The following is a 14,071-nucleotide window of genomic DNA, read 5'->3' as shown; positions in this document are numbered from 1 at the left end:
CTATTTTGTGTTGAACACCGTCAGGCGCGAAGGACTTGCGTGATAGATAGGCAGATAGGGAGCTTCCAATCGCCTGAATGGGAGGTACCATGAATTGAAAGATGCAAGGAAATCGTCCGTCAAAAGGAAATCGTCCGTCAAATCGAAGAAAAGGCGGCCGCTGAAAACACTTGTCGGGATTATCGTAACTCTATTTTTTATCGGAGTTGCTGCCGGTGCGATCGGATATTTCGCCTTGTTGCGCATGACGCCGATTTCGCTGAGTAAATTGACCGCTACCCCGCAGGCAACCGTGGTCTACGATAAGACCGGTGCGGTCTATGAGAAAATCGGGACGACGCCGACCACGTTGACCTACAGCCAAATTCCAAAGAATCTTCAAGATGCCTTGGTGGCGACCGAGGATCATAATTTCTGGACGGGGTCCAGTGTCGACCTCAAAAGCATCTTTCGCTCCGTCTTGGTCGATATTCTCACCAACGGTGCCAATCAGGGTGCGAGTACCATCGAGGACCAATTGGCGAAAATTGTGTTCCTGAACGACAACAAGACGCTGACGTACAAATTGAAGGAAATTGGTATGGGCATTCATATCGATCAGTACTTCACGAAGCAAGAGATTCTCACGATGTACTTGAATAAAGTCTTCTTGGGCGAAAACACGGTCGGCGTCCAACAGGCTGCGATGCGGTATTTTGGCGTTGACCTGAGTCAAAATCCCAATAGCCTGACGTTGGACCAAGCGGCGCTCCTAGCAGGGTTGCCTCAAGCCCCATCGGCATATGACCCGTTAAAAAACCCGAAAGCCGCCCTGGCGAGGAGAAACCAAGTCCTCGAGAATATGGTGAAGTACGGGTACATTACGGAGGCTGCCGCACAGGTTGCAGAAAAGGCGCCGCTCGGGGTTCAGTATCACTCACTACCAGATTCTACGTGGGACACGCATCCGTTGTTCACAAACTTCCTGTTTGATTATGCGTCGAAACAGGGGATTTCGGCACAGCAGTTGCTCGAGGGTGGCTTGAAGGTCTACACCACCATCGATCCCAACGTTCAGCAGGCAGTGGACGACGTCTTTTGGAGCGGCGACTACGATAGCGACTTTCCCGGACAAGTCGAAGGCGCGGCCGTATTCGTCGACCCAAAAACTGGCGGGATTCTAGGTGCCGCTGGCTCGCGTAAAGAGGGCTACGCGCCATTAGGTACGGACCGTATCTACAGCGACAGCTCACCGGGATCGTCGATTAAGCCGATCATGGAGTATGCGCCGGCCATTCAGTCGGGTAATTGGGGCCCATCCTCGATTCTGGACAACCAACCGCAGGACTTCGGGGGCGGTTATGAACCGCAGAACTGGGAAGGGGTCAGCGGACCTGCCCAAGTCACCTTGCAGTACGCGCTGCAGTGGTCACAGAACGTCGCTTCCGTCTGGCTTTTGCAACAGATAGGATTGCAAACGGGCACCAGCTTCGCAGAGAAGGACGGGATTCAATTAACTGCGCAGGACAAACAACATCTCGGGGTCGCGATTGGCGGAATGCAGTACGGCGTGAATCCGCTCGAGATGGCTCAAGCGTATGAGGCATTCGACGACCAGGGAGTTCAGATGAAAGCTCACCTGATCACGAATATTGTGAACCAGGCAGGCCAGACGATATATCAGTTTCACCCCCAAGCGACCACAGTCATGAGCGCACAGACCGCGTCTATTATGACGTCGCTCATGGAGGACGTCGTCAATGCCGGAACGGGGACTGCGGCGCAAGTGCCGGGCTGGGGTGTCGCGGGCAAGACGGGTACGGTTCAATACGATTCCGGGCTCAACGGCAGTGAGCCGAACTGGATTCGCGATGCCTGGTTCGACGGCTACACGCCGAACATGGTGGGATCCATCCACATCGGATACGATGTTTCCACACCACAGAACCACATGACGATGTCCCCACTTGATCCGTCGGCGAATGCCGCGAAGATCTTTGGAGATATCGTTCGGCTGGCCGAAGCGAACACCGCTCCGGAACAGTTCAGTCAACCGACTTACACGTCCTCGCAGCAAACTGGGGAGGCGGCGGTGAACAATACGTCTGTCGCCAACGCGACGAGCACGAGCAACACTTCAGCGAACACGAGCTCGAACAGCACCAGTGTGACGCCAGGGGTGTCCAACAATTCGAGTACGGGCAACGATACGTCGCAGATGACGACGGGAAATTCTTCGGATCAGTCGTCAGGAAATTCGACTAGCCCGGGTTCACCATCAGAAACCGGCACGGGTACGTCAGGTGCAGGTACGTCAGGTGCAGGTACATCGGGCACAGGTACGTCGGGTGCAGGTACGTCCGGAACAGGTTCGCCTGGCACCGGTACGCCTGGCACCGGTACGTCCGGTACAGGAACAGGTTCGTCTGGGGGATCGACGCAGCCGGGTCAACCGTCAACGGGTACCTCCAACCCATCCACCTCCGGTGCAGGTACGACGGCCGGCAGTAGCTCAGGAAACCCCACAGGGCAACCGTGACGTACATGTGGAATTAGAAGATACGAGCATCCTGAAACAAAACCACAGGTGTTCTGAGCCGGCCGCAGATTTGAACGGCCATCTGCGTATTGACTGTTCTCCTGCTTTTGACTTGAAGAAACACGTGGCATGGGTCACGCAAGGGAAATGGATAACCATTCATTTTCCTCGTGTGACCCATGTGTCGCTCTCGGCCAGTTGCGTATGATGAGGTCAACCAATTCGCTTGTCGGATCGGTTGACCTCTTTGGTTGTAAGAGGTGTATTTGCAGTTACCGGGTCGAACGTCGGGGCAGGTGGATCTTAGAATCCTTGCGCTAAAAAAGTTCGTCTATCTTTTGTAAACAACACGAGGAGGTCAGCAATGTGAAATCATACAGTAAAGGAGATTTGGGGACCACAGAACATTGCGAATGCAGTTTTACCCACTGTTCATCTGCAACCATAACAGCCTTGGTACAATAAGTAGACCCCAGATGTGTCTCCAATAGGAAGGGCCCGTGAGCAATAGGCATGGTCAGGGGTGGGGGGAGACATCTCGGAGAAGTGTTCCACTTCAAGCATCATGGCGATATACAGCACGGGGCTATACATGCCATGATACTTCGGTTACGAGACAGAGTTTTGGCTTGTTGATGCCAACACTCATGCCGCAAAACACACTTGATTTGCTGTCCTCCAAGGTGTCTCATTCTCCACAGTGTAAAGGGATTCGCCAGTGATATCTTCGTCTAGTATCTCCACAGGTGGGACCGATTCGAATGCCCCGGCGCGGATTTTCTCCTCGTTCGAACCAGCTAAGGATTTCCCCGGTTGCGCAAGAGAACGGCTTCTTCCACATCCGCCTTGCGGGCGGTATGCCGGCCGTCGAGCGCCGCGATGGTGCGCGCGATGCCAAGCGTCTGTTGGTTCACGCGCCGTACCTCATTTGGATCTTTACCTTAAAAACTTGAGTCCAGCTGAGTGTGTCTGGAACTTAACTTTTGCAGAGGGATCGATTTGATCCCGGACGGGAATACTGCCAAGATCGAGACCGAACAAACGAACATTTATGGTATACGAGGAGGTTCATCTGAGTTACCGCAGCTTCTACGATTGCATCCACAGACTTGAGGGTGTCGTCACTGGGAGACCAGGTCTTTTGTAAGCTGGATTCCAACCCGGCTCATCTTGTTTGTAAAAGTCCGGGAAGTTGGCAGAACCGACAAATGTGTAGCTGGATTTATCGGTGTGCAACGAAATGACTTTGGCATGTAGTTTTGCTCCGCATATAATTACACTTGCGCAATAGACGAGAGCCGTTTGAGGAGTTCGCTAGGTTTATTTCGGGAAAACTCATCAGATAAATAGAGTCGTACCTTATCTATTGTCAGGTTGTTTTTATCAACCAATTTTTCGATCCAGCCCACACCGGTAAGCTCCAGGAAAGCTGAAGCAATGTTTATTGAACTTATGTCTGAAATTTCTTCCAAAAACGATAGCGCATTTCTCGTATCCCATTCCAAATGAATCATTATACTTTGCCTCCTTTACCTGTTCGTATTGTAAAATATGTATTGTTAAAGAACGATTTACTAACGCCTCATCCGTCGATATTTGTTTTCCGAGACTGATGGTTTCCAACATAACAGGTGGTGGAGAAAATGTCCTTGGTTGGTGGTGTTGACTGCGGAACCGAGAGAACTGTAAGTACGATCGCGTGGCTAGATACAGAAACGAAGGCTTTCCAATTAGACGCCTATATTCCGAGCGTTGTTACACCACTGCCCACCTATCCGAGTAAAGACGTATCTTGTGTTGGGTTTGACTGTCCACAAGGGTTGCCTATTATCGGTCAAAAGACACGCTTAGCCGACCGACAGGCAAATACACCAACTCGAAGTTTACCGCAAACACGACACGATCTGCTGAATAACCATGTTCTGTATCGAGGCTTAATCCAGCTCGGAGTATCGGTTTTTTGGAATGTTTTTGAAAACGAACAGGCAGTAATTTATGGATTGAATGCGATTGACGCGCCACCTTCATACAACAAGCCATTGATATTTGAGACTTATCCTAGATTTGCGTTAGATACTTTATTTGGATTGAAATCGAGCATCAAATATATCCCATCAAAACGAAAAACTCCGATTGAGTACATCGACTTGGTTTGGCACCGAATTCAAAGATTGGGGTACACATGTTCATCGATCATTCGACCTACGGTAGATCAAGTTGACTCGATGCTTTGTGCAATTGCAGCTGAAGATGTCGTTCGTGGGAGTTGTGTCAAGGTAGGGCGTGAGCCTTTTATTGATACCGAAGATCGAATTATTCGCGAAGGATTCATAGCGGTCCCAGGTCGTCGACAAGAGCGATGGATCTGAGTCCAGTTCAACATCATGACCAGTAATCTTGTCGGTCCCCAAGACTTCTGTTTATGAATTACTTGGATGTATGGCATCACGATTTACTTTGGGTCGTTGCAAACAGGACGTAGTGTATGTATAAAGATGAGTAAAGAACATGAGTCCTTCGGAAGTGGTCCACGATCGAGTCCTGTACTTATCCTCATTTACCCGTATACCTAATCCGATTTATATAGAAGGAAAACAACAATTATTTGTGTAGGTGGAATGTCCTTTTAACCAGAAGAAGCGGCTTGGCCGCTTCTTCTGGTTAATGATGATTTTGGACTACGAGTTTGCAAAGGCGATAAAACACATGAAGGGGCATTCTTTGTCGAGCACGATTGATCGCTGCGGAGCTAATAGCGATGTTACGAGGATAATACCCGTTTTCGGGAATGATTCGATCCACTTGCCAAGCATAGATCGGGTCATCCCGCCAATTGGCTTCTGCGTGAAGCTCGAGTCCCGTTTGGTAGCACATGCACATAGGCCTCTTGAACAACCGATAAAAGCGCCTTCTCAGCTTTTCTCCTGGGTTCCAGAATACTGGGGAAGTAACTCCCTCTACGAAGCTTAGGAATCTGTAGATCAATCGTTCCAACACGAGTGTCCCACTCTCTATCACGGTGTCCATTTCGACTATTACTACGCTTGTTAGTACGCTCGTAGCGTTCAGCACCGATAAGCGAGCTGACCTCAGCATCCATCACTGCCTGCGTAAGGACTCTCAGACCCTCCTTCAAAAAGTCCACATCACCATCTTCTAATCCGATCTTGCGAATCAACTCCAAAAGTGCGATCTTATCCGTATAAGCCATCGATGTGCCTCCTCTACTGATTGCTCGTCACTTTTAGTAGATTGCACTCGATGGCTTTTTCGTCAAGATCTAACCACTGAATTTACACCACTACTTGAGACTCTAACGATTTGTTGGGAGTTAAAGCATGCTGAGCGGTCTCATCAGCGTGGTGAAAAAATCGATCTTTGCGGTAACGAGAACTTTTGGAGCTTCGCTGCATCAATCTGGCAGATAGGTCACTGCCGTGACAGAGTAATCGAATGCAGGACTCTACATGTCCCGACACATCCATAGGCACATGCGTGTTACGAGCGTTGTACTTACAAACCGTGAATTCCAGATCCAACATTAATGAGGCTCAGATAAAAGGTGTGTACTGATAGAGACCTCTACCTACACGTTGAATCTGCCCCTCAGATGCTTGTATGAGACTGTTTATTTTTACAGACGGATTGCTTCCCCATTTAACTTCAGGTGCAAGAGACCGTAATTCAGTAGTCCGAAGTGGACGTCCAGCCTCTTTTAAAACTTTCAGCAGAATTTCGAGTTCTTCGTCTGTTTGTCGCCGAGCTGGTTTTGACTGAACAGGATTTGCAGTGACCACCTGGTTATGGCTGGTCTCTTGAGTTTGATCGCCCTCAATGTCCGTATGAGAGTGCGTTCCGACGACTTGCGTTGCATTATAAGCCTGAGTCATTACACTAGTTAACAATGGTTGGAGCTCGTTGCGAATTTGGTCGAGTATTTCGCTCATTTTCCGTTCGATCGAGCGCTCTACAATCTCTGGTAGAGCTTTGGCGATTGCAGCTTCTACAAATGAGGAGAATATTTGGGAAAACGTCTGAAGACCTTCTTGCGTGAACGTAGCCGCAACATTGCTCTGCTGGGGACGTGATGCTCGTCCAGCGTCGGACGTGGGTGCCTGCCGTTGATTAGGGTTATGACCTTGTCGGTAATTTCCCTCTCTCTTTGGGTCTACATAGGGTGATTGATTCCCCCGAGGTGGTTGACCATGGGTCCAACTCATGTATCTAGCTCCTTGTTGTATTCAATACTAATCGACTTTTATGCAGTATAGCCATAAATAATATAAATTAGAAGGTTTGTATGTTTGTAGTGGGGTTGTGAAGATCCAAGCGGAGGAAAGCAAAACTGCAGGCTGTAACAAGAAGTGCATCCAGCCGCATAGTCATAGAAACCCGACGAAAGCGACAAGAGGTTAGTCGAGCCTCGTGTTGTGTGGCGAAGATTGTGGAACGCGTGAAGAACGTGGATGGGGAGCGTCGAAAAGCCCCTCGGTATAAGGACGTGCACAGGGTGAAGAACGTCGGAAAGCCGTATGCGGGAAAACCGCCCATACGGTTTGATGATGGGGGACTGGTGATCGAGTCCTCTACTCTACAGTTCCATCTTATCACTGTCGTAATGGGTGACCTAAAGTCTAACGTATGTAAAACGGAAGGCATAGAAACTCAGAAAGACAGTCTGAATCTTTTAGGTTTACGCTGCTCTTTTATATTAATGAGCGTTTTGCAGATTTCTAAGCCCTTGCGGGGCAAGGGATAACAAGACATAAAAAAGGACTTCACCCCAACATCGAGAAAATTTCAAGTGACGAAACAAGAAACCTCGACAGGAGGAAAGTCCACTTGTATCTTCTCGAAAAGTCTCTGTTTTCCTTTGAAGAGTGGCTGGAAATCGAACCCAGTGAGCGATTGGAGCTGTTCTTTTCCGCACTGGATTTGCAACCATATGCCGCAAAGTTGAGGAATTCGTCACCCCAGGGTGCAAAACCTATCAATCGTGAAGCAATTTTACGAGCGTTACTGGCTGCGCCGCTTGAGGGCATTTCGACTTTTTCTCGGCTACACAAGCGCTTGGGAACCGACTTGCAGTTTAGATACCAATGCGGTTTCCGGTTAGATGAACCAGCCCCATCGATTGCCACATTCAGTCGAGTTTTCATGACAGTTGTGGATAGAGGCCTTGCTAAGGAACTCTTCATTGACCTGGTCAGCCAATGTAAAGAGTCCGGTATTGTTGATGGGAGTCACATTGCTATCGACAGTACGGCGATTGGTGCCTATGAGAAAAAGCAGCCAAAATCACGGAGTAAAGGTTCGGGTAATGCCAATTGGGGTGCCAAGTTCGACACGTTCGGTAATAAACTCACATGGTTCGGATACAAAATTCATCTTGCTGTAGATACCGCTAGTGAACTACCGATTTCCTTAGAGGTCACACCTGCTCATGTGTATGACGGAGAAATGGCGATGCCATTGATAAAAGACGTTGTTGAGAACTACGGCTGGAAAGTTAAGTTCGTCATGATGGACGCCGGATATGACCAGGTGAAGAACTATGAAGTCGCTCGCAGCTATGGTGCACAGGCAATCATAGCATTGAACCGAAGAGGTGAAAAAGAGCCACCTGCTGGGATAGCGTCCAACGGAACACCTTGTTGCTCCATGGGTTATGACATGGTCTACTGGGACGCTGATGGTGATCGGCTAAAGTTCCGTTGCCCTCACGTTCTGGGCAAGGTGAATTGCCCTCTCGGGGCAGCAGCTTGCTCTGATTCCAACTATGGAATGGTTATCAAGAAGAACATCAATGAAGATATTCGTCGCTACTCGAATCCACACCGAAACACACGCGGTTGGACAGAGTTGTACGACGAACGAACTTCGACTGAACGCTGTAACTCAAGACTTAAGGAGAATCTCACGGCAAACGATGTTCACGTTCGTGGTATCCAAAAAGTCACGACACATGTTTATCTCAATGTCATAGTTTTGCTAGCATCTGCACTTGCGACGAGAAGGGCAGCTAGCACGCAAACAGTAGCCTAATGTCCGTACTGATGATAATACCTGCATAAGTGCATTGCAAAAAATGTAAAGGTAAGTCCCTAATTCGCTTGTCGTTTCTTTTTACTCCATCAAAAAACTTCATTCTGCAAAACGCTCAATTATTCAATAATTCAAAAATCTAAGCTTTGAAGTTAAAATTTTTAATGATTATCCTTTTTGGCAGTTTGCCTTTCTTGTACGTAGGGGGTGAGTTCAAGAATGCTTGTACACAGTTGTCAGCGGTCTTTTTAGAGGAGAAAGTCCTAATCGAAAACGAGGCTTGGCTAACGGAAAAAACTTGTTCAGCCTTTCCTTATATTACATGCTAGATGTATTCAGACGCAGTAGAGAAGTAGTTTATGGGGTGAGAATAAATGATTAGTGTTCGTGAAGCTGTAGCAAACGAAATGGATTTCATTCGGAACCAACGAGTCGAAGCGTACGAAGAGCATTCGAAAAGTATTCCTGAAGGACATTGGAAATTGCTGAAGCAAGCAATATCATCTGATTCCGATGTATCTGTTGGTGTAGAAGTTTTGGTGGCTGAGTTCGATGGCGAGATCGTGGGCAGTGTCGTTTTGTGCCCTGAAAATACAGATGCCTACAAGGGGCTCGCAGACATGTCTGAGTTTCCTGAGATAAGGATGCTGGCAGTTGCGCAAAGCGCACGAAACCGAGGTGTCGCTTCGGCATTAATTGCTGAATGCATACGCCGAGCCAAGGTCAAAGGCTCCAAATCGATTGGTCTACATACCGCCGATTTCATGAAAAATGCCATCAGATTATATGAGCGCATCGGATTTGAACGAATACCGCAATTAGATTTTGAACCGGCTAATGACGGTATCATAGTCAAAGCGTATCGATTGTCTATCGCATAACCCGAATGGCATTCTTATATGAGTATCTTACTTTAATGATTGGAGAATAACCAATGCCTACACACAACGATAAGTGGTCTGGGAACGCCTATCTTGACTACAATACTATCGCGTTAAAGTTAGACGCTATGGCGAACGACGTCCGAGGTGGACAGTTTGATGCAATTGTGATTCTTTTGCGTGGGGGAACGTTTGTGGGGATGCACATGGCGTTTCTGACGGGACTCCCTGTACACTTTATCCGTTACTATCGTCCTAATGCCAGCGTGGAGTGGGTTGGTCCTGCACCGGAACCCAAAACCAAGCTTCTTCTTTGTGAAGATTCAGCGGGTAAAGGCAAGACTTTGCTGAACTGTCGCAACTTCTTATTAAGCCAAGGCTACACGGTTTCGACACTTGTAGTTTGCAAAATGCCATTCGCCGCAACGACACCAGAGTATAGTTGTTTTGATTGGACCAACGATGATCTCCAAGTCTTGTTTCCATGGAATCGTTATCGGATTAACGGAGAGAGTAGGGCAGATGCACTACCTGATCATGAATACGAACGAACTGCTTGGGATATGGACGGAGTTTTCTTAAATGACATTGAACGGAATGTATACGATGAGGATATCGAAGCTGCACTGATACAGCGCGATAATACTCCTCTCGCAGAGTATGCGCCACAGGTTTCATCAAAGGATATCGTGATTACATCTCGTCCAGAAATAGACAGAGAACGTACAGAGACGTGGTTAAGGCAATTTGGAATAGATGTATCAGTTGTTCTTCGAGATGAAGGTGAGTTAGACGCAAGTCCGGAATTTAAGGCGCAATGGAAGGGCAGAAAGGCACTGGAACTAGGATATACACATTTTGTAGAGAGTAGCGCTGAGCAGGCATTGTATATAGCATCGATGTATCCCGAGTTGCGTGTTACGTGGTTTAATCGAGGGAAAAGTACTATACCTGAATCCGTGACGTGGATTTTCAAGAGGACGACAAAAATCGCGTGAAATCAAGTAAAATGGCGCTATCAGATGGACGAATCTACCTCACCTACTTGGTGGTGCCTTCATGCGTTTTGTGATCGAAGAGTCAGATGAAATATTGACATCCCATTCTGGACTTGCTCTGGTTGGACTGCTCCTTGGCAAGACTCAACTATCCGCACGTCTCAATGCCCTCCCTGTCCCAGGGCGCGCGTATACGGAAATTTCGAATCAAGATGTTGCCTACGCCTACCTGGGCCTCTTGTGTCAGGGGAAGAGCGACTTTGACCACATTGAGCCGTTGCGTCAGGACGAGTTCTTCCCTGAAGCGCTGACCATTTCCAATGTACCGTCGAGTCCAACACTACGCCAACGCCTGGATCTCGTAGCACCCGAAGAAAAATGTGACTGGCAATCGGTTATCCTCGAAGAATCAGCTGACCTATTGAGCAAGGTGGGCGTGTACCTTGCACCCATTGTACTGGGGGATGGGCATCGTGAATATCTACCGCTTGACATTGATGTATCCCCATTTGACAACTCAGGAACCAAGAAGGAGGGCGTGTCTCGTACCTATAAAGGGTGCGACGGATACGCGCCGATTTTCGCTTACTTAGGACAGGAAGGATACGCCGTTCACGTAGAGTTCCGAACGGGAAGTACACATTGTCAAAAGGGGACCGCCGCGTTTCTGGCTCAGAGTATCCGCTATGCTCAACGAATTTCGGACAAGCGCCTACTCGTACGCTTAGATGCGGGAAATGACAGCGTAGAAAACTTAGTCGTATGCAGGGCCGACGAAACCTCGGCCGACTTTATCGTGAAGAAGAACCTACGTAAGGAGAACCCGAATGCGTGGTTGCTGACGGCTGAGCAACACGGTACCTACACAGAGCCCCGTGCAGGGAAGAAGGTGTACAGAGGGTCCATCCTGTCTCCAATGAAGGGATTAGAAAAACCGGTCCGGATGGTGTTTGAAGTGATTGAACGCACGATCCAGAGCGACGGTCAAGCATTACTCATCCCGAGCATTGAGGTAAACGTCTACGTCACGAGCTTGCCAGAGGCTCCAGAGGTGATCATCGACCTGTATCATGCACATGGAACGATGGAGCAATTTCATAGCGAGATCAAGACAGATTTAGATTTGGAACGGTTGCCCTCGGGGAAGTTTGCAACGAACGACCTTGTCTTGCATTTTGGTGTACTGGCATATAACCTGTTGCGCATCATCGGACAGGAGAGCCTGAGAGAGCAGGATGCACCGATTCGGAAGAAAGCAGAGAGGCGACGCATACGCACCGTGATCCAGAATCTCATCACGCTTGCGGCGAAAATGACGAGACACGCGAGGCAGACACGGCTACGATTCGGACGAGGTAACCGGTGGTTGCCCGTGTTTAGGCGACTATACGAAGCATTTGGATGAAGAAGGGAAAGAGCGTCCGATGTATCCACATGTGAATGCATCCCTGAAACGAAGGGGTTATTCACCTGTGGACAAATTCACAGACTCCTCTCTTCTGCAAAAATGAACCACTCTGTTGACTGCTCGCCGACGCTTGGAGTCATGTTCAAAACTACCTTGACCAGTCTCTACAGACGTCACGGATTCAGGCTATAATTAGAGCCGACCAATATAACATAACTCCCCTAAACCACGCTAATGCTAAAACTGCTCTAAATGAGATTTAAAATAAAAGCCCGGGGTCTTCCCTGGGCGATCAGATGCTAATGAGTATTACTTCGGTACCAATCTCGTCCATTATATTTTCCCACGTTAAGCGACCTTCAATCGTACGGTCAGTCTTAATTTTCCTTGCTGAGACAAGTTATCAAAGTTCTGGTGTCTTGATGCAATGATAATTGTAGTTTTCGACGAACTCTGTCTGTAACACCCCGGTTTTTTCATGAACCAAGGCTTTATAGAAGAAGTGAGCAGTTAATGATTCTCCATTGTGATTACGGAACAATCAATGTGCGTTGAATTGGCAGTGTCGGTTTTTTGTCTACGGGTTTTCCCTCGCTCACTTGTAGATTTTACACATGATCAAACTCCATAGTGGATGTACACTTGAAACGTAAGCTTGTAGTTAAACAGTGCGTGCAGTATGTACGTAATGGGTGACCTTGAACCGACCTACCGCAGGACGAAAGCACTGATTATTCTTAAATTAGCGGGGCGATGTTCTAATCGGCATCGCTCCTTCTTCAGCTAACGAGTTTAGCGCAATAAGGGTGGATAAGTGTTATTAGCATCGATGTCATAAATCTGTTTAAAAAAGGCTACCCAGCGGCAGCCCTTGTATTGTGATTTGAGTATGATGGCGACATTCGCTTTTTTAAGCTTCATGGATAGCTGTAGGCTATCTCTCCGGAAAAAATGTCAAGCAAATTTGCTCCAAAAACGATTCAGACGAATACCCACGCACATCTCTTTGAAACACATATGAATCACTTCTTAATGCCATCAGTAACATATCAGCCTTAAACACAGTGTTCGGTTCGGTATGCTCGTCTGTTTTCATCTCGTTGAGCAGTTGAACGACAATTTCGTGCAGATTGAACTGAAAATGACTACCCGCTAGTGCTCCCTCTTCAACACCTGTCAGCAACTGAAGTTTTTTATCGCGAAAACGCATAAATAGACTGAGTACCCCTTTTAACCGCTGACGCGGTGGGGCGGTCTGATGCTGTTTCAAGTACACGTCAATGTCCTCGAAAAGCAGAACGATGTTGTCTTTAATTAAATCCAGACATAACTCACTTTTGTTTTTATAACGTCGATAAAGAGTTCCCGAGCCTTCCATCGCAATTTGGTTCATACTGACCTGCTCAACACCGTGTTGTTCAAAAAGCTTTATTGCCGCATCCAATATCCGCTGACGATTTTCAGCAGCATCGCGGCGTTCTGCTCGACCCTTCTTTTGTCCCGTGCTCTTCACGATATCCAGTCCCTACATCAGATTTTCGAACCTAATTGACAAGTGGAGACTTCCCCGTTTAAAATCATGTGGAGAATTCCCCGCTTATTATAAATCAATCCGAAGGAGTGTAAAACACACATGAACAAACCGGCACTACTCGTTATGGACATGCAGAATGGAATCGTAGCCCGTTTTCAAGACAATCCGGAAATGTTACGCGCAGTTCAAAAAGCGGCGGAAACGGCTCGGCAATACAACATCCCAGTCGTTTTCGTACGAGTCGCTTTTAATGAAGGATACCCAGAGGTAAGTGCAAGAAACAAGGCTTTCTCACAAATTGCTCAATTTGGTGGTATGACCGTATCGGATCATGCGACGCAAATCCACGAGTCCGTGCGCCCGACGAATGGTGAACCGATCGTTACGAAATATCGGGTTAGCGCCTTCGCTGGAAGCAATTTGGAAGTTATCCTTCGCGCCAAACAAATTGACACTTTAATTTTAACGGGAATTGCCACGAGTGGAGTCGTGCTGTCGACGTTGCGCGAAGCGGCAGACAAGGATTTTGCAATCAAAGTACTTTCGGACGCATGCGCTGATGCTGATCCTGAAGTTCATCGCGTGCTCATGGAAAAGGTGTTCCCTCGGCAGGCGGATGTGTTGACTGTCGATAATTGGATCGACGACTTGTCTTTAAATACGCAAGAAACAGTTTAAGGAGTGAAG

Annotated in this window: 10 protein-coding genes and 1 pseudogene; 7 read left to right on the top strand and 4 right to left on the bottom strand. The window is 47.9% G+C overall.

Annotated features, from left to right (window positions below; all coding sequences use genetic code 11):
- The first annotated feature begins 94 nt into the window (after positions 1–94).
- Positions 95–2,518 (top strand): transglycosylase domain-containing protein, encoded by a 2,424-nt coding sequence (locus tag NZD89_RS18310; protein ID WP_268004209.1) that lies wholly within the window; start codon positions 95–97, stop codon positions 2,516–2,518.
- Between the two features lie 1,274 nt (positions 2,519–3,792).
- Here the strand turns inward: NZD89_RS18310 and NZD89_RS18305 are convergent.
- Complete coding sequence (locus tag NZD89_RS18305; RefSeq protein WP_268004208.1) at positions 3,793–4,032, bottom strand: hypothetical protein; 240 nt, start codon at positions 4,030–4,032, stop codon at positions 3,793–3,795.
- Positions 4,033–4,161: 129 nt separating this feature from the next.
- Here NZD89_RS18305 and NZD89_RS18300 point away from each other — a divergent pair, with 129 nt between their 5' ends.
- Positions 4,162–4,887 (top strand): DUF429 domain-containing protein, encoded by a 726-nt coding sequence (locus tag NZD89_RS18300; RefSeq protein WP_268004207.1) that lies wholly within the window; start codon positions 4,162–4,164, stop codon positions 4,885–4,887.
- Between the two features lie 503 nt (positions 4,888–5,390).
- On the opposite strand, the pseudogene NZD89_RS18295 reads toward NZD89_RS18300, so the two are convergent.
- Together NZD89_RS18295 and NZD89_RS18290 are read right to left on the bottom strand one after the other, a co-directional pair.
- Positions 5,391–5,729, bottom strand: a pseudogene (locus tag NZD89_RS18295) (transposase); the annotation flags it as partial.
- 340 nt (positions 5,730–6,069) lie between these two features.
- The gene (locus NZD89_RS18290) at positions 6,070–6,738 is read right to left on the bottom strand and encodes a hypothetical protein (RefSeq protein ID WP_268004206.1); all 669 of its coding nucleotides are present in this window, start codon (positions 6,736–6,738) and stop codon (positions 6,070–6,072) included.
- Positions 6,739–7,360: 622 nt separating this feature from the next.
- Here NZD89_RS18290 and NZD89_RS18285 point away from each other — a divergent pair.
- The 4 genes from NZD89_RS18285 (at position 7,361) to NZD89_RS18270 (ending at position 11,847) form a co-directional block, all read left to right on the top strand.
- On the top strand, positions 7,361–8,563 hold the full coding sequence (locus tag NZD89_RS18285; protein ID WP_268004205.1) for a transposase: 1,203 nt from the start codon (positions 7,361–7,363) through the stop codon (positions 8,561–8,563).
- Positions 8,564–8,937: 374 nt separating this feature from the next.
- Positions 8,938–9,444 (top strand): GNAT family N-acetyltransferase, encoded by a 507-nt coding sequence (locus tag NZD89_RS18280; RefSeq protein ID WP_268004204.1) that lies wholly within the window; start codon positions 8,938–8,940, stop codon positions 9,442–9,444.
- Positions 9,445–9,497: 53 nt separating this feature from the next.
- Positions 9,498–10,442 carry a hypothetical protein gene (locus NZD89_RS18275; protein WP_268004203.1) on the top strand — a complete coding sequence of 315 codons (945 nt, stop codon included), beginning with the start codon at positions 9,498–9,500 and terminating at the stop codon, positions 10,440–10,442.
- A gap of 61 nt (positions 10,443–10,503) precedes the next feature.
- Complete coding sequence (locus NZD89_RS18270; protein WP_268003751.1) at positions 10,504–11,847, top strand: IS1380 family transposase; 1,344 nt, start codon at positions 10,504–10,506, stop codon at positions 11,845–11,847.
- Positions 11,848–12,784: 937 nt separating this feature from the next.
- On the opposite strand, the gene NZD89_RS18265 is transcribed toward NZD89_RS18270, so the two are convergent.
- Positions 12,785–13,363, bottom strand: coding sequence for a TetR/AcrR family transcriptional regulator (locus NZD89_RS18265; RefSeq protein ID WP_268004202.1), 579 nt, complete (start codon positions 13,361–13,363; stop codon positions 12,785–12,787).
- A gap of 120 nt (positions 13,364–13,483) precedes the next feature.
- Between NZD89_RS18265 and NZD89_RS18260 the strand changes: the two genes are divergently transcribed.
- Entirely contained in the window at positions 13,484–14,062 is a 579-nt protein-coding gene (locus tag NZD89_RS18260; RefSeq protein ID WP_268004201.1) for a cysteine hydrolase family protein, read from the top strand.
- Positions 14,063–14,071: the final 9 nt, after the last annotated feature.

Source organism: Alicyclobacillus fastidiosus, from assembly GCF_026651875.1.
Lineage (GTDB): Bacteria > Bacillota > Bacilli > Alicyclobacillales > Alicyclobacillaceae > Alicyclobacillus > Alicyclobacillus fastidiosus.
This window is presented reverse-complemented; position numbering and strand designations above follow the sequence as displayed.

What these genes read in the sequence shown, in the direction of transcription:
- NZD89_RS18260 (WP_268004201.1), top strand. Translation starts at nt 13,484, where the DNA reads ATGAACAAACCGGCACTACTCGTTATGGACATGCAGAATGGAATCGTA.
- NZD89_RS18305 (WP_268004208.1), bottom strand. Translation starts at nt 4,032, where the DNA reads ATGATTCATTTGGAATGGGATACGAGAAATGCGCTATCGTTTTTGGAA.
- NZD89_RS18275 (WP_268004203.1), top strand. Translation starts at nt 9,498, where the DNA reads ATGCCTACACACAACGATAAGTGGTCTGGGAACGCCTATCTTGACTAC.
- NZD89_RS18280 (WP_268004204.1), top strand. Translation starts at nt 8,938, where the DNA reads ATGATTAGTGTTCGTGAAGCTGTAGCAAACGAAATGGATTTCATTCGG.
- NZD89_RS18290 (WP_268004206.1), bottom strand. Translation starts at nt 6,738, where the DNA reads ATGAGTTGGACCCATGGTCAACCACCTCGGGGGAATCAATCACCCTAT.
- NZD89_RS18270 (WP_268003751.1), top strand. Translation starts at nt 10,504, where the DNA reads ATGCGTTTTGTGATCGAAGAGTCAGATGAAATATTGACATCCCATTCT.
- NZD89_RS18300 (WP_268004207.1), top strand. Translation starts at nt 4,162, where the DNA reads ATGTCCTTGGTTGGTGGTGTTGACTGCGGAACCGAGAGAACTGTAAGT.